Source organism: Bacteroidia bacterium (assembly GCA_041391665.1).
Taxonomy (GTDB): Bacteria; Bacteroidota; Bacteroidia; order J057; family J057; genus JAGQVA01.
In genome coordinates this window covers 645398-666425 of the sequence record JAWKNO010000003.1, presented here as the reverse complement: position 1 = coordinate 666425, position 21028 = coordinate 645398, and the positions used below count along the sequence as shown (strand labels likewise).

At 46.6% G+C, this 21028-nt stretch carries 17 protein-coding genes; 11 read left to right on the top strand and 6 right to left on the bottom strand.

From position 1 onward, the window contains the following. Window positions 1-9: 9 nt before the first annotated feature. A complete protein-coding gene (locus R3D00_25505; protein MEZ4776558.1) occupies window positions 10-699 on the top strand; it encodes a sulfite exporter TauE/SafE family protein in 690 nt (229 codons plus the stop codon). Between the two features lie 102 nt (window positions 700-801). Here the strand turns inward: R3D00_25505 and R3D00_25500 are convergent, their stop codons facing one another. Together R3D00_25500 and R3D00_25495 are read right to left on the bottom strand one after the other, a co-directional pair. Next, the gene (locus tag R3D00_25500; GenBank protein MEZ4776557.1) at window positions 802-1716 is read right to left on the bottom strand and encodes a universal stress protein; all 915 of its coding nucleotides are present in this window, start codon (window positions 1714-1716) and stop codon (window positions 802-804) included. Window positions 1717-1754: 38 nt separating this feature from the next. Beyond that, a complete protein-coding gene (locus R3D00_25495; protein MEZ4776556.1) occupies window positions 1755-2702 on the bottom strand; it encodes a universal stress protein in 948 nt (315 codons plus the stop codon). A 173-nt stretch (window positions 2703-2875) separates the two neighbouring features. Between R3D00_25495 and R3D00_25490 the strand changes: the two genes are divergently transcribed. Next, window positions 2876-5023, top strand: coding sequence for a hypothetical protein (locus R3D00_25490; GenBank protein MEZ4776555.1), 2148 nt, complete (start codon window positions 2876-2878; stop codon window positions 5021-5023). A 2-nt stretch (window positions 5024-5025) separates the two neighbouring features. On the opposite strand, the gene R3D00_25485 is transcribed toward R3D00_25490, so the two are convergent. Continuing rightward, on the bottom strand, window positions 5026-5799 hold the full coding sequence (locus R3D00_25485; protein MEZ4776554.1) for an outer membrane beta-barrel protein: 774 nt from the start codon (window positions 5797-5799) through the stop codon (window positions 5026-5028). A gap of 39 nt (window positions 5800-5838) precedes the next feature. Between R3D00_25485 and R3D00_25480 the strand changes: the two genes are divergently transcribed. Beyond that, complete coding sequence (locus R3D00_25480; protein MEZ4776553.1) at window positions 5839-6282, top strand: NUDIX domain-containing protein; 444 nt, start codon at window positions 5839-5841, stop codon at window positions 6280-6282. Further along, window positions 6275-7582 (top strand): oligosaccharide flippase family protein, encoded by a 1308-nt coding sequence (locus tag R3D00_25475; protein MEZ4776552.1) that lies wholly within the window; start codon window positions 6275-6277, stop codon window positions 7580-7582. Before R3D00_25480 ends, R3D00_25475 begins: the two co-directional genes overlap by 8 nt. Window positions 7583-8029: 447 nt before the next feature. On the opposite strand, the gene pdxH is transcribed toward R3D00_25475, so the two are convergent. Next, window positions 8030-8680, bottom strand: coding sequence for a pyridoxamine 5'-phosphate oxidase (gene pdxH, locus R3D00_25470; protein MEZ4776551.1), 651 nt, complete (start codon window positions 8678-8680; stop codon window positions 8030-8032). Between the two features lie 52 nt (window positions 8681-8732). Between pdxH and cutA the strand changes: the two genes are divergently transcribed. The 4 genes from cutA (at window position 8733) to R3D00_25450 (ending at window position 12242) form a co-directional block, all read left to right on the top strand. After that, window positions 8733-9056 (top strand): divalent-cation tolerance protein CutA, encoded by a 324-nt coding sequence (cutA, locus tag R3D00_25465; protein MEZ4776550.1) that lies wholly within the window; start codon window positions 8733-8735, stop codon window positions 9054-9056. Further along, entirely contained in the window at window positions 9049-9537 is a 489-nt protein-coding gene (locus R3D00_25460) for a GNAT family N-acetyltransferase (GenBank protein MEZ4776549.1), read from the top strand. The genes cutA and R3D00_25460 overlap by 8 nt, the downstream gene beginning before the upstream one ends. 148 nt (window positions 9538-9685) lie before the next feature. Then, complete coding sequence (locus tag R3D00_25455; GenBank protein MEZ4776548.1) at window positions 9686-11926, top strand: S46 family peptidase; 2241 nt, start codon at window positions 9686-9688, stop codon at window positions 11924-11926. 133 nt (window positions 11927-12059) lie between these two features. Then, a complete protein-coding gene (locus tag R3D00_25450; GenBank protein MEZ4776547.1) occupies window positions 12060-12242 on the top strand; it encodes a hypothetical protein in 183 nt (60 codons plus the stop codon). Here R3D00_25450 and R3D00_25445 read toward each other — a convergent pair. Next, window positions 12199-12957 (bottom strand): glucose 1-dehydrogenase, encoded by a 759-nt coding sequence (locus tag R3D00_25445; protein ID MEZ4776546.1) that lies wholly within the window; start codon window positions 12955-12957, stop codon window positions 12199-12201. The genes R3D00_25450 and R3D00_25445 overlap by 44 nt on opposite strands. 80 nt (window positions 12958-13037) lie before the next feature. Here R3D00_25445 and R3D00_25440 point away from each other — a divergent pair, with 80 nt between their 5' ends. From R3D00_25440 to R3D00_25430, 3 genes are read left to right on the top strand one after another with little or no spacing between them, the layout of a single operon-like run. Further along, a complete protein-coding gene (locus tag R3D00_25440; GenBank protein ID MEZ4776545.1) occupies window positions 13038-14450 on the top strand; it encodes a c-type cytochrome in 1413 nt (470 codons plus the stop codon). Window positions 14451-14461: 11 nt separating this feature from the next. Next, window positions 14462-16042, top strand: coding sequence for a GDSL-type esterase/lipase family protein (locus R3D00_25435; protein MEZ4776544.1), 1581 nt, complete (start codon window positions 14462-14464; stop codon window positions 16040-16042). A 6-nt stretch (window positions 16043-16048) separates the two neighbouring features. Continuing rightward, window positions 16049-17671, top strand: coding sequence for a DUF5597 domain-containing protein (locus tag R3D00_25430; protein ID MEZ4776543.1), 1623 nt, complete (start codon window positions 16049-16051; stop codon window positions 17669-17671). 3 nt (window positions 17672-17674) lie between these two features. On the opposite strand, the gene R3D00_25425 is transcribed toward R3D00_25430, so the two are convergent. Further along, entirely contained in the window at window positions 17675-20935 is a 3261-nt protein-coding gene (locus R3D00_25425; GenBank protein ID MEZ4776542.1) for a VCBS repeat-containing protein, read from the bottom strand. Window positions 20936-21028 lie beyond the last annotated feature (93 nt).

Here is a 21028-nt window from a genome sequence, read left to right as displayed (position 1 = left end):
ACGTAGTATATGTTCCTCCCAGCTTTCATCCTCGGTCTGTTTAGCAGCCTTCACTGTGTAGGTATGTGCGGACCGATTGCGCTGGCGCTGCCAGGCATACGGAAGCCGGGAGGACAATTTGTCTTGCGCCGCCTCCTCTACAATCTGGGACGGATTGTAACTTACACGCTCCTCGGAGCGGTGGTCGGTGTCTTTGGCCAGACGATTTCCTTCGCTGGCTTTCAGCAATTTTTGTCTATTGCTCTGGGTGCGATGCTCCTGGTACTGGTCGTCGCCACTGCCAACTGGGAATCACGCCTTCACCTGATACCCGGGCGCTGGTTGTACCGGCTGAAGAGCCGGATGGCGACATTTCTCAACAATGACAGCCCCGCTTCACAGTTTAATATCGGCATCCTCAACGGGTTTTTACCCTGTGGATTTGTTTATCTGGGACTGGCAGGCGCACTGGCAACCGGCGATATCTTTAAGGGAATGTTCTATATGACCGTTTTTGGACTCGGTACGCTCCCTGCCATGCTGAGCCTGTCGCTGGCTAAGGGGTTTCTTCCCGCATCTTTTGGCACCAAACTGCGCCCCATTCTCCGTGGGGTTGCCATTACATTTGCCTTCCTGCTCATCCTTCGGGGAATGAACCTTGGCATTCCCTATGTAAGTCCGGTAATTTCGTCGCCAGGCGAAGTGGCCGTTTGTGAGTGAGCGCATTTCCGTATCCATCTTATGTATTGAGCAAAAAAAATCGGGCAAATCCATTGGATTTGCCCGCCGTTCCGCATGGCGAAGTTGTCTACCCGTACTAAATTAACGCTTCTGCGGACTTGTTACTTTAGCGCGTTTTAATGGAATATCTTCTTCCGGATCTTTGATCACTTTCCAGGATTTTACCTCATTGGCATTGATGGTCAACACAGGGGTCTCCAGATGATTGACCAGATTTTCGGTCAGACTACCCGTAAACACACGCTTAATAGGCTCTTTTCCAAAGTGTGCGATAGACACAAGGTCCGCTTTCACTTCTTTGGCGAAATGCGTTACGCCCAATTCGAGGTCAACATCCCCACGACCATAAACCGTACATGGAAGTGCCCAGCACATTTTTTCAAAGGCTTTCATTCTGGTCAGATCTTCCTCGTTTACCGTAAACTTCGGATAAGCTGCTACATTCAGGAGATGGATATGTGATCCAAATTTCCGGGCAAATTCAATCAGTTTTTCAAATGGTTTTTTTGCCAGATCGGAAAAGTCTGAAGCAAATACAATGTTTTTGAATATTACTGTATTTACGGGATGTTTTACCACCAGTACCGGGCAATAAGCATTTCTGACAATCTTCTGGGTTTGGGATCCCATCACCATTCCCTTTAATCCCGAAGCACCGCTTGAACCCATTACGACCATATCAATATTTTCTGTACTGATATAGTCAGTTACAGTTTTGACCAGATCGCCTGAGGAAAAAGTGGTGATGATCCGAAGATTGGAGGAGGCATATTGCTCCCGTATTTTGTAATATTTTTTCTTGATAAACTGAAGCATGGCATAAGATTCCATAGACTCCTGTTGCGAAACCGTAGAGGATTCATCAAATGCAGGGTCTATGTCTGCACGGTGATAAATGTGCAGCTCTGAACCAAATTTCTCAGCAAGTTTGACTGCCGTATCGAGGGCATAACCGGCGCAGTCGGAAAAATCAGTGGGTATAAGTATCTTTTTCATAGTCTGGTTTTTAGGTATTAAAATGTCTTACTGTTTACTCAAATTGTCTTTTGAAATTTTTCCTCTGTATCCGGTTTTTCCGTCGCAAAACCGGATAAAGGTCTGATAACCCAGATCGGTATATCAAAATCGTATGCGAGTGTTTTTTCTGTTACGCTACCCACAAGAAAAGAAGTAAGGGCCGAATGGCCTTTGGCTCCAATGAGTAACATATCGCTTTGTTGAGAACTGGCAAACTCATAAATATGACGGGCAATGTTCATGTAGTTGTTCTGAATCATGATCGGTTCTATCCTGATGCCTTTATGCTCAATCTGCATCAGGTACTTTTGCATATAATCCCTGATATTGTCCCGGATCATCTGGGCAAAGTGCGCATAGGTGCGGCCAATCTGATAATGAACACCATCAGGTACCTGGTAGATATTCAGTAGTTGAATTTCTGGTGCGGGATCAAACGTGGATGCAAAATCGATGGCTTGTTTCAATGCAAGAGTCGAGTCCATCGAAAAATCTGTGGTTACGAGCAATTTCCGGACGGTGGTTTTTACTTTTTCCGGTACAAATAATACCGAGCAGGGAGCATTTCGGAGAAATCGCCTTGCGCTGATACCACTACTTTCATTGCTGAATTTTTTTCCGAGAATCACCATATCCACCTTTTTGATCTCACTCCAATGGAGCAACTGGCGGGTGACAGAGCCTTCTACCACATCAAACTCAGTATCAAATAAACCGGGTTTTATCTTTCTTCCGACTTCCGATTCCATTCTTACACGGATCTGCTCGTCAGGGGGAATAGAAGGGATTTCCATTTCTTTGTAAAAATTTTCATTGCCGTTTGGCACTTCCAACCCCGGACTTACATGAAAAAAATAGGCCTTCTCTATTGGAAACCTTTCACCCATAAAACGCGCATAGGTCAGTAGCGCGTAATCCGTGTCAGAAAGGTCCATGCCGACAAGTATTTTTCTGAAAGTGTTCATTTTCGGGTAGCTATGGGCTTAATTCTTACATTACAAATCTCGTATTACCGAAGGCCTGTCGAAAGGAGGGCCGTCATACAGGGTGGTGATTTTAATCATCTGCGAAAAAAGATTCCTCCCAATCGGCAAAAATTGCTTTTTAAAGCGTGTTTCGTTTGTGTAACTTTGAACTCATGAATCTTTCATTCACTTATTCTCCGGCCTGGATTTTCCTGATTGTAGTTCTGGCTGCTGGTCTTACCTGGTTGATGTACAGGGGAACCCGGGATTTGCTCCCTGCTGTTCCTCGTATTCTGCTGAGTGTTTTTCGCTTCCTCGTATTGACGACGATCGGAATCCTACTGCTTCAGCCCCTTATCAGTTCCTTTTCCAAAATCTCCTATGCACCGATTGTTGCTGTATTGCAGGACAATTCGGAAAGTCTTATTATCCAGAAAGATTCTGCCTTTGTAAGGGATACTTATCCTGGCCTGCTCACAGGCTTCCTGGATGCGTTTCCTGAAAAAGATTATCAGGTTGATCTCTATGCTTTCTCCAATGATGTTAAAGCCGGGGTTTCGCCCGATTCGCTGAAATACAACCAGACCGGCACCAATATCTCACAGGGAATCAAAGCGGTGCAAAACCTCTACCAAAATCAAAATCTGGGCGCAATTGTCCTTGTCAGCGATGGCATCACTACTGCGGGTATCAGCCCGTTGTATGCGCTTGAAGGGATTCGCCAGCCCGTATATACTGTATTGCTCGGCGATACAACTGCCCGCCAGGATGTACGCATCAAGGAGGTTCTCTTCAACGAGATCGCTTATATGAAAAATGAAATGCCGATAAAGGTCAAAGTACAGAGTGTCGGCTATGACAAGGCAGATTTGAAAGTAACGCTGAGCAGCCAGGGGAAAGTTCTTGGCAGCCAGCCACTTACGCTGGGAGAAAGTAAGCAGGATGGTGAGGTGAACTTTTTTGTATTGCCCGAAGCACCCGGCCTTCGCCAGTACACTGTGCAGGTATCCCGTATGCAAAATGAAATCACTTACCGCAACAATACCTCCCAGATATTTATCAATGTACTGGAAACCCGCGTAAAAATCGCCCTGTTTGGCGGTTCACCACACCCCGACCTCGGGGCACTCACCAAAGCTTTTGCCCGGGATGACAGTTATGAGGTTACCGAATTTATTTTAAAACAACCTGGTGTGTTTTATAATGACCCGTCTAAGTATAATCTCGAAGATTTCGACCTGATGATTCTTCACAATTTTCCCCAAAGCTCACTAGACAGCAAAACGGTAACCGAAATCGCCGGGCAAATCAAAGACAATAAAAAACCAGTGATCTTCTTTGTCGGAATGTTTACCGATCTCCGCGCCCTTTCGCCATTGTTTGAATATATGGCCATTACTCCCAAAAATTTCGCGCAAAAATCAGAAGAAGTTATCGCCAATTTCAGCTCCGAATATCGCAACCATTCTACTTATACATTTCCCGAAAACTGGATACAGTGGGCAAATTCGGCTCCGCCTGTTTTCCGCAATCAGTCTAATTGGGAAGCGAAAAGTACGGCCGAGGTATTTGCCACAGCCAAAATCAAAAATATCGCACTCGACTATCCGGTATATGCGCTGCAAAATTATCTCGGCAGAAAAAATATGGTTTTCCTCGGAGAAAATTTCTGGCGCATGCGGGCGCATAGTTACCTCGAATCCAGTGATTTTGAATTGTTTGACGCCTGGCTCTTCAACAATATCAAATACCTGATGGTTGCCGACGACAAACGGAAATTTCGCGTCGCACCGGCTAAAAAAATATTTACCGGAAGTGAAGCCGTTATCTTTAAAGGTCAGGTATATGACGACAGCTACAACCCGATTCCCGATGTAGAAATCAAACTTACCATGACTTCTCCCGACGGCAAACAAAACGAGTATTACCTCAATGAAACCGGACAGGCCCAGTATTTTCTGGAATTGTACAATCTGGCAGAAGGAACTTACAGCTACCAGGCGGAAGGGCGCCGAAATGAAGTCCCCGTCGGGTCAGACCGGGGGCAGTTTTCCATCGGTAAATCAAATGTCGAACACTTTCAACTGCAGGCCGACAAAGACCTGTTGCAACAAATTGCCCTACGCACCGGCGGCGAATTTATCTATGCTAAAGATATGGGCGAACTTTCTGACAAAATCAAGGCACTGCCCGGACTAAAACCTTTGGTAGATTTCAAAAAGGCAAACACGCCTTTCAACCAGTTTTTGTGGGTAATGGCTTTGCTGCTGATTATGCTTTCAGTAGAATGGGTGGTAAGAAAACTCTATAGCCTGCTGTAAAATCACAAAAATATAGTCAGCCCCACTTCCATCGGCGGAATGATGGGGTTTTTATACCCGGCACCTCCACGCGGCGGGTCATTGGCAAACTCGTCAAACAGGGCACTCAGCCTGAAAGAATAATACAGTGAAGCCCATTTGTACCCAACCCGTGCATAAATACCATATCGGATTCGCTGAAACTCATCACTGATTTTCTCCAGATCGCTAATCTGAGTTTTGACGCGCTGCCCGTCCGAATTGACATATTTGGACTTATAGGAGGCTGAAAACAAATAGCCCAGATAGCCTCCCCCCTCTACAAAAAATTTCGGATCATTGTCCTCGTCACGGCTGATATTCACATAAAACCCTAGCGGCAATTCGGCATAAATTAGACTGTGTTTTTCACCTGTAAGGGTAAAACTCAGCGAATCAGGGATGGTGGGGAATGTTTTGATAGAAGTCTGGTTGTACTGGATGCGGGAAAAGGCAATCCCAGGCGTAGCCCGAATCCCCATCGTGTTGTTTGCCAGCGGAAATTTAATTCCCCCACCAATAAAAAATGTGCCTGAGTTGCTGCCACTGATCGGAACAGAGTCCTGGGTAGAACTTACCAGCATCAATCCCCGGTTGAAAACCAGATCAAAACGCGACGGCGGGTCAGCAGGAAGATCATCTGCGGCAGGCTGAGGCGGGAGAGGTTGTGGTTTGATTGTGTCCTGAGAAAAACTAACACTAAACAGAAAAACTGTGTGTAAAACTGTAAGAAAAAATGTTCCGATAATGTATTTCATATGCGTATTATTGGGACAAATTTAAATGAATTTTGGCGAATGAACCGGTTTAATATACGTGTGTACGGGATTTATATTGAGCAGGGAGCCCTGCTTGTTACAGACGAAATTCGCTATGGGCAGCGCATGACCAAACTTCCCGGCGGCGGGCTTGAGTTGGGAGAAGGGATTGAAGAAGGACTGAAAAGAGAGTGGCTCGAAGAGCTGAATGCCGAAATAACCGTAGGAGATATCGTCTATGTTAACCCTTTTCTGCAAGCCTCTGCTTTTCGGGAAACAGATCAGATGATTTGCCTGTATTTTCTGGTACAGGTGCATTCTCCACTGCAAGGCCCTTTCAGTGAACTTCCACAGGATTTTTCGGGTGATGAGGATGATCAGCAAATCTTTCGCTGGGTTCCGCTCGAAACTATTTCTGCGGAAACATTTACTTATCCCATCGACCGCGCCCTTGTACCCAAATTGAAACAGCTGCATGGTTAATCGCCTGAAAAAGTTGTGGATGACTGACTTTGGGAAAAGTGTAACTACACTGGTCTCGGGTTCGTTGGTGGCACAGCTTATGGGCGTAATTTCTATTATTGTTCTTCCCCGTCTGTACGACGATAATGCTTTTGGTCTGTTTGGCTTTTTTGTAGCGACGGTAGCAATTATCGCCGTAGTGATCAATGGCGGCTACGAACATGCTATCATGTTGCCGGAAGAAGAGCCAGTTTCGCAAAAACTCACCGTTCTCAGTCTCTGGATTGCAGTTAGCGGATCGTTGCTGCTGCTGGTGGTCATGGCGGTGAGTGGAAAATGGATACTTGCGTTTGGAGAAGTTTCCGAATTGTATGGATGGCATTTGCTGATTCCGCTGAGTATTTTGCTGGAAGGCTTAAGCCAACCTTACCGCACCCTGCTCAACCGAAGCGAATCTTATCGCGCGCTTTCGCTCAGCAAAATATCCCGATCTCTGGTATTGGTCGCAGTCAGCATCTGGCTGGGCGTTCTTAACAGCGGTTTTTCCGGGCTTATTTTGGGTTATATCGCCGGACAGGTAGCCGGGCTGGTGATTTTGCTGGTATATGTAAAAGGAGAAAATAAAAACCACAACCGTTGGTTTCAGTGGAAAAAGTTACTGGAAGCTGCGGGTGAGTTTAGCGATTTTCCCCGGTATTCGATTGTCAGTGCCTGGCTGAATACCGCTTCCAAACACCTTCCCTTTTATATGCTGATACCACTATTTGATGCGGGTGTCGCCGGGCAGTTCAGTCAGGCCGATCGCGTGTTGACGATACCGGTGGTACTGGTTGCGATGTCGATTGGTACAGTTTACTATCAACACGCCAGTAAGGCCAATCTGGTGAGTGAAGAGGCGCTGGCCGGGGTGACACGTCGTACATTTTTCAGGCTGTTGATACCGGCGGTTCCCTTTTTGGCGATCACGATGATTTGGGGGCCAGATTTGTTTGGTTGGGTGTTGGGGGACGAATGGCGTACCGCAGGAACATACGCCCGCTGGCTGATGCCGTGGATGTTTATGGTGTTTATGGCTTCGCCGTTGGCGTATCTAATCGATATCAAACGCAAATTGCGGGAGTTTTTGTATTTTAATATCACCTTGTTTGCCATAAGGCTGGTGGCTTTATGGCTGGGCGGACTGTATTTTTCGGCGGAGGGCGCGATGATGATTTACGGTTTTTCAGGCATGTTGATGGTGGGGTTGCAGTTGGTGTATTTACTTCATATTGGAGGGGTGTTGCGGCTACCGAAATCCATTTTACCGACATTACATCCCTAAAGAGGCTTGTGAATTCAGAAAAAAGGGAAGATATTCGTAAACAGCGACGAAAGGATGAAGGGGATGGGAAACAAAGGTAGTGAGGGTCATTTGGATAGGGTTTACGATGGATAGCAGGATTGGGGGTTAAATATAGAAAATGATGGGGATTTTTGGTAGGGGATAAGCCACGAATAACACGAATGATATCTGAAATGCGGGGTTTTACCGACAGGCAATACTAACACCCAACAGCTAACAGCTAACACCCAACAGCTAACACCCAACAGCTAACACCCAACAGCTAACACCCAACAGCTAACACCCAACAGCTAACACCCAACAGCTAACACCCAACAGCTAACACCCAACAGCCAACACCCAACAGCCAGACTCCCAAGACCGCAGTCGATTGCGGGGTTTCGGAAGCAGGTGGTAATGCCGAAGAAGCAAGGAAAGACGAAACCCTCAAGGCGACTTCCTGACGATTTTCCAATTGCCGGATTCATCACTGAGATAGGCAATTCTGTCGTGGAGGCGGCTGACTCTTCCCTGCCAGAATTCAAAATAATTGGGAATCAGCCGAAATCCGCCCCAGTTTTCGGGTCGGGGAATGATCTCCTGGCCTTCAAACCGGGCTTCCAGTTCTGTTACTTTTTTTTCCAGCAACTCCCTGTCGGGGATGATCTGGCTTTGCGCCGAAGCCCATGCGCCGATACGGCTGCCCCGGTCCCGGGAAGCGTAATAGTCGTCAGACTCTGCCGATGTGGTTTTTTCGATGCGCCCTTCAATATGGATCTGCCGGTGCAGGTCTGCCCAAAAGAAACTGATGGCAGCTTGCGGGTTTTCCGTCATTTCCTTTGCCTTACGGCTTTCATAATTGGTATAAAACACAAAACCCGTTTCGTCAAACCCTTTCAGCAGCACAATCCGCAGAGATGGCCGCCCGCCTGCGGCTGTAGCCAGACTCATGGCATTGGGCTCTTTGACCCCTGCTTCGACCGCAGCGGCAAACCAAACTTCAAATTGGGTAAATGGATTATCTGATACCTGGGATTCATCCAGGGTAAAGAGATTATAAGATTCTCTAAAATTGCGAACTTCTTTTCCTAAAGACATAAGCGCATGGTTTAGTCCTTCAATTTAAGCCAAATAATCGTAATTTTCCCCCATGGAACCACGCTTTATTTACATTACCTGCCGCGATGAAGCGGAGGCCGCGGTAATAGGAAAAACACTGGTTGAAATGCGTCTGGCTGCATGTGCCAATATTCTTCCTCCAGTCACTTCTTTTTACCGGTGGAATGGCAAACTGGCAGAAGACAGGGAAGTCGTACTCATTGCCAAAACGCTCGAAAACAGGGTGGAAAACCTGGTAGAAACCGTGAAAACGCTCCACAGTTATGAAGTCCCCTGTATCGTGGCATTGCCTATATTGCAGGGAAATGAAGCCTATATCCGTTGGATAAAAGAAGAAGTAAACCCCTATGAGTAACAATATAATTGCCATAAGAAAAGGAGTAACCAAAGATATTCCGGCGGTTCACCAGTTGGTATGCGAACTGGCAGCGTACGAAAAGGCCCCGCATGAGGTCGCAACAACTGTCGCACAGTATGAGCAGGACAGCACAGGCCCACGACCCTGGTTTGAATTTTTTGTGGCAGAACATGAGGATGAGGGAATCATCGGAATGGCCCTGTATTATTATGGATATTCTACCTGGAAAGGCAAAAAACTTTATCTCGACGATTTGGTTGTGACCGAAAGATGGCGTAGAAAAGGCATCGGGCAGATGTTGTTTGATCAATTGGTTTTTGTCGCGCTCGAAGAGCAAGCGCAGGTAATGAGCTGGCAGGTGCTTGACTGGAATACGCCAGCGATCAGGATGTATGAAAAAATCGGGGCATTTCTCGATCCGGAATGGATCAACTGTCGCATGAGTCGTACCCAAATGGAACAGTGGCTGAACCGCTGATGGGGGAGAAAATCAGTCAGATTGTAATAACTTAGCAATATTGGCTACTATTATAACCAAACGGCGTTTTAAATAGCGTCAGAAATGATTTGATAAAACTTTATTAACTTGCAAACTTAAGCTGAAATCAGGAACTAAATTTTTATTTATGACTAAGAAACTTTTTGTGTGGCTGTTATTCCTTGGGGTTTTTTCTCTCAACTCTGTTTGGGCGCAGGAATCCAATGTGCAATCTTCCAGTGAAGGAATGTGGTTGCCGCTCAAGGTAAAAGAACTCAATTATGAGGACATGGTGAAGAAGGGAGTTGAACTTCCTGTTGAAAAAATATACAACGAAAGCGAACCCAGTCTGGAAGATGCAATCGTAAAACTCAACGGCGGTCAGTGTACTTCAGAGATGATTTCTCCCGAAGGGCTGATGCTCACCAACCACCACTGTGCTTACGATGCGATCGCGTCACTAAGTACCGAAGACAATGATCTTCTTACCAATGGATTCTGGGCAATGTCTCGTGGAGAAGAATTGCCAATCCCCGGCTCTACTGCGGCTTTTCTGATCCATTCAGAAGATGTGTCGGAGAAAGTACTGGCAGCTGGTGACGACATCGAGCAGGTGATTGATGAAATTGTTTCCAAAGCTACCGAAGGTACAGACTATACAGCGGAGGTGGAGGAAATGTTTCACGGCACCGAATACTACCTCTTTGTCTATCAGGTTTTCCGTGATGTACGTCTGGTAGGCGCGCCGCCCAGCTCTATCGGGAAATTTGGCTTTGATACCGACAACTGGGTATGGCCACGGCATACCGGAGACTTCTCCCTGCTAAGAGTGTATGCAGGTCCGGACAACCAGCCTGCCGAATATTCTCCCGAAAACAAACCATACCAGCCCCGTCATTTTCTTCCGATCTCCCTTCAGGGGGTTGCTCCCGAAGATTATGCCATGGTAATGGGATATCCAGGAAGCACCACCCGCTATCTGACGTCTTCTGCGATCCAGTTGGCACTTGACCAATCCAACCTCGACAAAATCGAGCTTATGGGAGAGAAAGCCCGGATCATGAAATCGTATATGGATAAAGACGACAAAACCCGTATCGCCATGGCATCTGATTATGCCAGTCTGATGAATACCTACAAATATTATATCGGTCAGACAACCATGATGAACCGCTATGATGTGCCCGGACAAAAGAGAATGGAAGAAGTAGAATTCCAGAAATGGGCTGACAGCGACCCCGCGCGTAAAGAAAAATATGGTACCGTACTGAAGGATATTGATGAACTGCATACGTTGTACAAACCGGCAGACCATTTTATGAACTATCTGTATTACGGTGCGCTGGCTCCTTCCGCTTCGGTATTCTCCTATTTTGAATTTTCCGGCTTACTGGGAGCGCTCCAATCGGGCGATACTGATGCGATCGCAGGAGCAGTCGCAGAGGTGGAGGAAGCCAAAGGAGAACATTTTAAAACCTTCTTCTACGAGGCCGACCGGGATATATTTGCGGCGTCTTTTATCAGCTTCTACAATAATATAAGCCCGCAGCTTCGCCCCAAAATCTTTGATGAAGTCCTAAACCCTGTGGCTGTTGTCGAAGAAGTAACCGGGAAGAAGAAGAAAAAGAAGAAAAAATCAGAACCGGAAATTGTCCAGCCTGTAATGCCTATCGATATCAATGAGCGAATCAAAGCCTGGACAAATGCTGCCTATCAGACTTCTCTTGCAACTGATGAAGGACGCCTCGAAGCATTCCTTAAAAATCCTGATGCAGAAGTGCTGACCAAAGATCCGATTTTTCACTTTGTAGCAGGTGTCATCGATTTTTATCGCCAGAGAGTAGGTCTGGCTCATGCTACCTTCAATTACCAGATCGAAGGATTGAGAAAAACCTATGTGGAAGGATTGAGAGAAATGCACCCTGAGAAGAACTTCTATCCCGATGCAAACTCTACCATGCGACTCACTTATGGGAAAGTGCGCCCTTACGATCCTGCTGATGGAGTTTCCTACCACTATATGACCACACTTGATGGGGTAATGGAAAAAGAAGATCCTACCAATGAAGAATTTATCGTTCCGGCCAAACTCAAAAGCCTTTGGAAGGATAAAGATTATGGCAGATATGGAAAAGGCGGTGTCATGCCCCTTTGTTTTATCACTACCAATGACATTACTGGTGGTAACTCCGGATCACCCGTTATCAACAGCAAAGGTCAACTGATCGGAGCAGCTTTTGACGGAAACTGGGAGGCTATGTCGGGCGATATTTATGTATTCCCCAACCTCAACCGTACGATTTGTGTAGATGCCCGTTATATTCTCTTTATCATTGACAAATATGCAGGTGCAGGTCATCTGTTGAAGGAAATGACGATTGTAGAATAGTTGATATTCTTTTTTTAAAAATAAGGCTCCTGATTTCGGGGGCCTTTTTTTTTATAAATGCTTTTTGTCATTTTCCATAATGGCAAGGGATTAGTACTTTTGCGAGTCTCTAAAAAAAAGAAAGATGGTAAAAATGATCAGAAGGCTGGTTGAGTATCTGGCAATTGTCATACTGATAGGAGGAATAGTCATTATGATCCTCATGGCAGGAAAATTCCGCAACCATAAAAAGATGGAAACCGCCGGCAAGACGGAGGGAAGCTCGGAGCTCGTTACGCCGTCAGACCTCCATCTATCGGAAGACACAGCCCGGTGACGAAGGCGGCTTCTGCCGAACAAAGCCAGGCGATGCCAGCCGCGATATCTTCCGGCTGACCATATCTGCCCAATGGAATACTCTGCACGAGTTTTTCTTCCAGACGGGGATCAATTTCAAACATTTTGTCCACCATGGCTGACCGCGTAAAAACCGGGCAAACTGCATTGATCCGGATATTTTTTCGCGCATATTCGACCGCTGCCGTTCGCGTAAGTCCTAATACTGCGTGTTTACTGGCACTGTAAGCTGCGCTTAGCGGCAAAGCTTTCATGCCTGCAACAGAAGATACATTGACAATTATCCCGCCTTTGGCTTTGAGCATGTGCCGGAGTTGGGCCTGCATACAGTAAAACACTCCGTTGAGGTTGATATTCATAATGTCATGAAACTCCTCCGCAGAAATTTCCCCCAGCCGCATCCGCGGCCCGCCTACTCCCGCATTGTTGATACCAACGTCCAGTCTGCCATAATGGGAAACCGCAAAATCCATCAGCTGATTGACTTCTTCCGCCGAACCTACATTTGCCTGAAAAAAAACTGCCTGCCCACCCGCTGCGGTGATTTCAGCCACCGTTTGAATTCCGCCTGTGGCATTTACATCAGAAACTACCACATTCCCGCCCTTAGCGGCAAAAAGCTGTGCAGTCGCTTTGCCAATGCCTGAGGCCGCGCCTGTGATGACAATTGTTTTTCCGGAAAATAGCTGTTCCATAAAAATGATTGATAAATCTACTTACAAAAAGAGCAGTGGGAAAGATTTGTTAAATTTGTCATCCTGAATATACGAATCAAATGATGATAAGGAAATTCCTGACGATTGTGTTTTCCTTTGTGCTGCTGCTACTGGCGGCCTGCCACTCGTGGCTGAATATTTCCCTGCCCGTGTCTCAAACCCGAGAAGAACCCGTACCCATTCCCGCGTATCCGCAGTTTGTCGGTGGCGATCCGGACGCAGGGCTAAACTATCTGATCTATGGCGACTATATCGGCAGTGGTATTCCCTGGGATCTGTATCAGGAGTTGTTTGGCGAATATACAGATACCCTTCTGCGCAGGGAAGGCGACAATCTGCATGTGCCCTATTCGAGCAATGTATTTACCGCTGCAAACGGAGTGAAGGTCGTGAGCGGGAATTGTTTTACCTGTCACGCGAGCTATTTCAACGGAAAACTGGATCTGAGCATCGGCGAAAGCTGGTCTGACTTTACCGCCAATCAGAAGCTGAAAGTAAAACTGCTGAATCTCAAAGTTGCGCTTACCTATAAAAAAGATTCTCCGGAAAGGCTGGCTTTTGAAAATCTGGGGCACTTCCAAAAGGCGCTGGCACCGCATATTATCACCGAGGTCAAAGGCGTAAATGCTGCCTTCCGCCTGGAGGAGGCTTGTGTTGCCTACCGCAACCCCGACGACCTGACCTATCAGGATAAACCCTCCTTCAAGATGAATGGTTTTGATATCGGCGCAGATGTACCGCCGCTATGGAATGTAAAAAAGAAAAATGCGCTCTATTACAATGCAATGGGCCGGGGCGATTTTACCAAATTGCTGATGCAGGCTTCCGTGCTGGGCATTAAAGACAGTACCGCCGCCCGGGAAGTAAATGGGCATTTCCGCGATGTGCTCGCCTGGCTCAATTCGCTTGAAGCGCCTGCCTATCCCGGAGAAGTTGACGAAAAACTCGCCAGAAAAGGGAAAACAATTTTCACCCTTACCTGCAAAAAATGCCACGGTACGTATGGCGAAGAAGAAGAATACCCCAACTTGCTCGTTCCGCTTTCTGAAGTGAAAACCGACCCCTATTACGCCTGGTATTTTTCTCAGCAGTCTGGGCTCGCCGACTGGTACAACCAAAGCTGGTTTTCCCAGTCAGAACCTAAGTCCCGCATGGAACCCTCACTGGGGTATGTCGCCCCGCCACTCGATGGTATCTGGGCTACTGCACCTTACCTTCACAATGGCTCTGTCCCAACACTCGACGATCTGCTTTACAGCCCGCAGCGACCGCTGTACTGGCGCAGAAGCGGAAAACGCAGCGATTATGACTACCAGAAGGTCGGATGGAACTACAGCGTCGAAACCAATGCCAAAGAAGACTGGACTTACGATGGTACGATCGAAGGGTATGGAAATCAGGGGCATACATTTGGCGACCACCTGACATCTGAAGAAAGAGCGGCGCTGATCGAATATCTGAAGACCTTGTAAATAGCTCCAATATGAAAAAACTACTATTACTCTCCTCCTGTGTATTTTTTATTTCCACAATCTCCGCACAGAAAGTCATTCGCCTCTATGAAGGCAAAGCACCCGGCTCTGAACGGTGGACCTGGACTGAACAGACAAGTACTGTCAATCCCTGGAACACTGAAGTGGTCTATAATGTGGCCGATCCGACCATCACTGCTTATTTACCGCCCTATTATCTGGCGACAGGAACGGCTGTCATTATTGCGCCAGGAGGAGCTTTCCATACGTTGAGTATCAACAGCGAAGGCGTAGATGTTGCCAAATGGCTCAATACACTGGGAATCGCTGCGTTTGTATTAAAATATCGGCTGGCGCGAAGTTATACCGATGATCCTGTAAAAGAACTTTCAGCTAAAATGGGGGACTTTAACAAGCTGGATGAAGAGAATGCGCCAATCATTCCGCTGGCGATGGCAGATGGCCTGGCTGCTATTCAATACGTTCGTGACCATGCTTCGGAAATGGACATCGACCCCAACAAAATCGGTATCATGGGTTTTTCGGCAGGCGGAACGCTCGCAATGTCTGTGGTTTACAATGCAACCGATGAAAACCGCCCCAATTTTATCGCGCCGGTGTATGCCTACGAACCGGCCATCATCGGCAGTAAAATACCGGCTGTAAAGACACCTGCTTTTATTGCCGTCGCCAGTGACGACCAGTTGGGTATGACGCCTTTCAGCCTGAACATTTATAAAAAATGGCTGGACGCCGGGCAGCCAGCCGAACTCCATGTGTACGAAAAAGGCGGACACGGATTTGGTATGCGGGTACAGAATCTGCCAGCAGATACCTGGTACGAGCGATTCGGAGAATGGATTCGTTCGCAGGGATACCTGAAAAGAGTCTATCCCAGCAAATATGAAAAACTATACGGCGAAGAGGCCGTCAGACTCGGTGAAATCAAAGAGATAGAGCGTATGAGAAAAGATTTTGGCAATCTGGCCCGATATAAGGAGGCTAACAGCCAGGTAAAACCGCCAGCCGCAGGCGAAAACAGGGTGGTGTTTTTGGGAAATTCCATCACAGAGGGATGGGTAAGAGCTGATCCCGATTTTTTCACCCAAAACCACTACATCGGAAGGGGGATCAGCGCACAGACTTCTGTCCAGTTGTTGTTGCGTTTCCGGCAGGATGTGGTGGCACTCCAGCCCAAAGTGGTGGTCATCCACATCGGCACAAACGATGTCGCCGAAAATACCGGGCCCTATGACCCCGAATTTACCCTGAACAATATCCAGTCTATGTCTGATATTGCCCGCGCCAATGGGATAAAAGTAGTATTGGCTTCGGTTCTGCCCGCAACTAAATTTGAGTGGCGGCGCGCCCTGGGCGACCGTTCGGATATGATCGTTGACCTCAACCGACGCATCGCAGCATATGCCCGCCAGCAAAAAATCCCCTATGTTGACTACCATTCTGCCATGAAAAATGATAAAAATGGATTGGATACCGACCTTGCCGAAGACGGCGTACATCCTACCCTGAAAGGCTATAAAATCATGGAAGAACTGGTGCAAAAGACGATCAAACAAGTGCTTAGCAAATAGCCCTCAATGAAAAACATTACCACAGCCCTCCTACTGTTCGCCGCATTATATCTGCCGGTTGCGGCTCAAATGCCTGTTCCTCATCTCGCAAAAAAGGGCAATGCCACTCAACTTCTTGTCGAAGGGAAACCCTTTCTGATTTTAGGCGGAGAACTGGGCAATTCGTCAGCAACAACCATGCAGTATATGGAGCCCGTCTGGTCCAAACTGACCACCATGAATCTGAATACCGTTTTGGTGCCGGTGTATTGGGAACTGATTGAAAAAGAGGAAGGTAACTATGATTTTTCGCTATATAAGGATTTGATCACAGAAGCCCGTAAACACAAACTGAAAATCATTTTCCTCTGGTTTGGTAGCTGGAAAAACAGCATGTCAAGTCACGCCCCTGCCTGGATAAAACAAAATCAGGAAAAATACCCGCGGGTAAAGGACAACAACCAGCGTAGTCAGGAGATATTGAGTGCTTTCAGCGAAAATGTGCTACGGGCAGACCAGCGGGCATTTGAAAATCTGATGCAGTTTATCAAGGAATTTGACATTTGGGAGCAGACGGTGATCATGGTTCAGGTTGAAAATGAAATCGGCATGCTGCCTTCTGCAAGAGATTATCATCCCCTGGCAAATAAAGCTTTTCAGCAAAATGTGCCCGCCAGATTGCTGAACTATATGCAACAGCAGAAAGCGCAACTCGTACCGGAGTTTTTACAAATATGGAAAACCAACGGCTACAAAACCTCCGGCACCTGGGAGGAAGTGTTTGGGAAAGGCGTACATACAGACGAGATTTTTATGGCCTGGTATTATTCTGTATTTGCCAACAGAATTGCCGAAGCCGGCAAAAAAATATACCCGATCCCGATGTTTGTCAATGCAGCCTTAAACCGACCCAATCGGGAGCCCGGCCAGTACCCCAGCGCAGGACCACTCCCTCATCTTATGGATGTGTGGAAAGCCGCGGGCACTTCTGTAGATTTTCTTGCCCCTGATTTTTACAATCCCGATTTCCGGCACTGGTGCGATCTTTACACCCGGCAGGGCGATCCGTTATTTGTGCCCGAACATGCATTTGATGCAACCGTGGCCGCAAAATCGCTGTATGCGATTGCGCAATATGAGGCCCTCGGATTTGCCCCTTTTTCGATCGAGTCAACCCAGAAGCCCGAGGAAGAAACACTGGGAAAAATGTATGGATTGATTAAAGAATTAACGCCTCTCATCATTGCCAATCAGGGGCAGGGGAAAATAAAAGGCGTGCTGGCCTCAAAAACCAGTCAGGAAACCATCGTGAGAATGGGAAAATACGAGCTGACCTGCAAACACGACTATACCCTGAGCTGGACACCAGGCGCCCGAACCGATGACTGGCCTGTCACTGCTGCCATGATTATTCAGACCGGCGAAGACGAATTTTTTGTCGCGGGTACAGGCATTGTCATCACCTTCAAACATGTAGATAACAAAAGTCTCAACGTAGGCCTGCTGAAAGTGGATGAAGGAAAATTTGACAACGAAAAATGGATGATCAGCCGCCATTTGAATGGCGACCAGACGCATCAGGGCAGGCATGTCAGCATTCCGGTGGGGCAGATAGCGACACAGCGGGTGGAGTTGTATTTGTATGAGTAAACCTTAAAACTGAGAGAAAACCAGCGTTGTGCCCTGATTGCGGGTTGCGACAATCAATTTTTCCTGTTTAAGGTAGATGATTTTCCGCACGTCTCCGTCAAGTTTTAACCCGCTTTCATCCATCGGGCATTCCACAAATTTGCCATTACCCTTTCCGAGCAGAAGCACCCCGTATGACGCATCGCTTTGCCCAAATATCGGTTCGTTGGGGTAAAAGTTGCCGGCAAGGAGAATATCCCCGGTTCCATCGCCATTCAAATCTTCTATAAATAAATCATTTACCGGTGCCTGCTGTGCGGCCAGAGGGAAAGCGGTGAATGCAAATTTACCCGTACCGTCGTTGCGTGCGATGCCTGAGCGCAATTCTGTAACCTGATAGTCGATCGCGCCTTCTAAATCCCCTGAGGTGAAAAGATCGCTTAAATCAGCCTGCGAGTAATCCTTAAAGAGCTGATATCGTTTTTTGAATTGAATGATCTGGTCAGTCAGGGTGCCCAAAGGATGAATGGCAACTTCTTTGTCTTTGAGGAAAAGTCCCCAGATAGGATCTATCCGGCCGTCTGCGTTAAAATCTTTGGCGTAAAGCGTTACCGGCTGCGAAGGCGAAGCTTTAAATATACAGTTCAGGCCTTCGTTGCCCAAAACAAGGTCAATGTCTCCATCGTTGTCAACGTCTGCAGGTTTTACACAATTCCACCAGCCAGAAGGCAGGTTCAAATTTTCTCTCACATATTCTTTTCCCTTCTTTCTCAACAGGATTACCCCTGACCAATATCCGGTCATTACCACATCCATGTCACCATCCTGATCAATGTCAACCGATTCCATGTCTTTAATTGCCATATCATCGGGCATCCAGTCAGATTCTGCCTGACGGAAAATGCCGTCCTGCTGAACCAGTAAAACGCTTTTGCAGGTATTGGGATAAGTATCAGGGACATAACTTCCTCCCAGGAGAATGTCCATTTTCCCATCCTCATTAAAATCCTGTGCCAATACACTTTCAGCGGAGATATTTAGCGGGGGCAGCGAAGGGTTTAAGGTAAATCCTTTTCCATTTCCCATAAACAACAACGGCTGAAACGCTTCGCGCTGCGTCATAGGATTTTCACTTGCACCCGGGGCGATAAAGATATCCGCAATGCCATCCTGATTGGCATCAAATACAGCGATAGCTCCCACTTCCATCTGGTCAGTGGGTAGGGTATCTTTGGGGATAAAACTTCCGTCGGGTTGTTGGTAAAAAATGACGGTAGGGCTTCCGTTGAAAGCGCCGCCAATGACTATATCGGTGCGTGTATCTCCATCAAAATCACCTTTTGCGATGACCGGGCCATTGCGGGTAAGCATTTTTTGAAGGGTAGGGGTACGGAGAAAATCGACATAATTTGACTCTTTATGTTCAAATTTCAGGAGGGAGTTTTTCTCTGTAAACAATGCCTGTGATGGTAGATTTTTTTGGTCCGTTTTGATGGCATCCGCTTCTTCAGCTACAAGTTGCTGGCCGGCAGCCACATCTGAAAATAGCTGTTTTTTCCCTCCTGTCCAGGTTATTTCCAGTTGATCTATTGTTTTGTGATTTCCCAGCCCAATAACCAATGGCGTATTCATACTTGACAAGTATCCATGTACCGGGAAATAATCATAGACCTGACAAATAGAGTCTGTCCAAATTTTTACGGAAGCGCCTATTCCTTCCTTATTGCCCTCCAGGCCTTTGAAAGCCACTTCTATATAGTTTTTATCGATGCTTCTGTTTTCATAGACAAAAGCCGCTTCGTCGATATTATTTACCACAAGATCCAGGTCTCCATCCATATCGAGGTCGGCATAAGCTGCGCCATTGGAGTACGAGGCCTGGTCAATGCCCCATGAGGAGGAAGTATTTTGAAAACTGTGGTTGGGGATATTTTTAAAAGCGTAGTTTTTGAGTTTGATCTCCGGAATCGCCTTTAGTATTTCCTGTCGGTTTTGCTCCTGAGTTTGTCTGTTGCCGAATATATTTTGGGTTTTGTTATAAGTAATAAAATCGAGGTCAGTCACATTTTTGCGGTAGCCATTTGTAATAAATACATCCTTCCAGCCATCAAGATCAAAATCAGCCATAAGCACACTCCAGCTCCAATCTGTTGCCGCCACATTATAGAGGAATCCCTGTTCGCTGAACATCGGAATGGTGTCGCTGATCCCTAAATTGACCTGAAGGGAATTGCGCATGTATTGCAACTGATAATTGAATTGAGGTGCCTGGCTCAGGCGTTTTTTGTCATAGTCGCCACGGGCAATCATCTGTTTTTGCCGTTCGCTATCCTCCGGCAGCATATCGAGCTGAAAAATATCGCGGTGAGAGTCGTTGTTAAAATCTGCGGCATCTATGCCCATACCGTATAAACTGGTATGTTTTACGGCCTGTTTAATGATATTGGTAAAGGTTCCATCTCCGTTGTTGAGATATAGGGCATCATCGCTTTGGAAATCATTGGAACAATAGACATCGGTGAACCCATCCTGATTGACATCAGTGAGTGCCAGACCCAGGCCGAGGCCTTCAAAACGGATGCCTGCTTCGGCAGAAGCATCTTCAAAATGCCAGGTTCCGTCGGCTTGTTTTCCTGTATTTTTAAATAACTTATCCGACGATGGGTGAGTACCATTATTGATGGAAAGTCTGAGGTGATTGGGATTAGAGATATCAGGCGCTGTATTGAGCATAAAAGCATCCAGATCTCCATCCTGATCATAATCAAAGAAGGCCGTTTGCATGGTAAATCCGGCAAAGTCAAGCCCATAAGCCTTTGCTTCTTCCCTGAAGCTGGGGATTTGTGTTTTTTGGTTGATATATAGCTGGTTGACGGAACTTTTAAAAGAAGTATGCTGCGCCATAGACAGGTAGATATCCGGCCAACCGTCCTGATTGACATCTGCAATACTGATACCGGTTACCCAACCGGGATTTAAGAGACCCGTTTGTGCAACTTTTTCAAATTTCAGGGAACCTTTCCCAATGTAAAGTTCGGGGTTTGCCTGGTTGGCGGTAAAACAAATATCGGGGATCCCGTCCTGATTAAAATCTGCAATTCCCACCCCTCCACCATTATAGAAATTGGTAAAATTAAAGGCATTGATCGTATCGTCGGGGAAGAGGTCGTTTCGGAAACCGATACCGGTTTCGGAAGTGTCGAGGCTTCGAAACAATGTATTTTGTTTGCCAACACAACCGATGAGTAATGCAAAAATGGCGAGTGGAAAGGCGTAAAATTTCATCTGTTTTCCATTGAAAGAAAATCAAACTGATTAAATATCAATAAACGAAAAAACTCCCGATATCTAATGACAAAGGGAGTTTTTTCATTAATC

What these genes read in the sequence shown, in the direction of transcription:
- R3D00_25485 (MEZ4776554.1), bottom strand. Translation starts at nt 5,799, where the DNA reads ATGAAATACATTATCGGAACATTTTTTCTTACAGTTTTACACACAGTT.
- R3D00_25500 (MEZ4776557.1), bottom strand. Translation starts at nt 1,716, where the DNA reads ATGAAAAAGATACTTATACCCACTGATTTTTCCGACTGCGCCGGTTAT.
- R3D00_25445 (MEZ4776546.1), bottom strand. Translation starts at nt 12,957, where the DNA reads ATGGAACAGCTATTTTCCGGAAAAACAATTGTCATCACAGGCGCGGCC.
- R3D00_25430 (MEZ4776543.1), top strand. Translation starts at nt 16,049, where the DNA reads ATGAAAAACATTACCACAGCCCTCCTACTGTTCGCCGCATTATATCTG.
- R3D00_25505 (MEZ4776558.1), top strand. Translation starts at nt 10, where the DNA reads ATGTTCCTCCCAGCTTTCATCCTCGGTCTGTTTAGCAGCCTTCACTGT.
- R3D00_25455 (MEZ4776548.1), top strand. Translation starts at nt 9,686, where the DNA reads ATGACTAAGAAACTTTTTGTGTGGCTGTTATTCCTTGGGGTTTTTTCT.
- R3D00_25480 (MEZ4776553.1), top strand. Translation starts at nt 5,839, where the DNA reads ATGAACCGGTTTAATATACGTGTGTACGGGATTTATATTGAGCAGGGA.
- R3D00_25450 (MEZ4776547.1), top strand. Translation starts at nt 12,060, where the DNA reads ATGATCAGAAGGCTGGTTGAGTATCTGGCAATTGTCATACTGATAGGA.
- R3D00_25495 (MEZ4776556.1), bottom strand. Translation starts at nt 2,702, where the DNA reads ATGAACACTTTCAGAAAAATACTTGTCGGCATGGACCTTTCTGACACG.
- R3D00_25425 (MEZ4776542.1), bottom strand. Translation starts at nt 20,935, where the DNA reads ATGAAATTTTACGCCTTTCCACTCGCCATTTTTGCATTACTCATCGGT.
- cutA (MEZ4776550.1), top strand. Translation starts at nt 8,733, where the DNA reads ATGGAACCACGCTTTATTTACATTACCTGCCGCGATGAAGCGGAGGCC.
- R3D00_25490 (MEZ4776555.1), top strand. Translation starts at nt 2,876, where the DNA reads ATGAATCTTTCATTCACTTATTCTCCGGCCTGGATTTTCCTGATTGTA.
- R3D00_25440 (MEZ4776545.1), top strand. Translation starts at nt 13,038, where the DNA reads ATGATGATAAGGAAATTCCTGACGATTGTGTTTTCCTTTGTGCTGCTG.
- R3D00_25435 (MEZ4776544.1), top strand. Translation starts at nt 14,462, where the DNA reads ATGAAAAAACTACTATTACTCTCCTCCTGTGTATTTTTTATTTCCACA.
- R3D00_25475 (MEZ4776552.1), top strand. Translation starts at nt 6,275, where the DNA reads ATGGTTAATCGCCTGAAAAAGTTGTGGATGACTGACTTTGGGAAAAGT.
- pdxH (MEZ4776551.1), bottom strand. Translation starts at nt 8,680, where the DNA reads ATGTCTTTAGGAAAAGAAGTTCGCAATTTTAGAGAATCTTATAATCTC.
- R3D00_25460 (MEZ4776549.1), top strand. Translation starts at nt 9,049, where the DNA reads ATGAGTAACAATATAATTGCCATAAGAAAAGGAGTAACCAAAGATATT.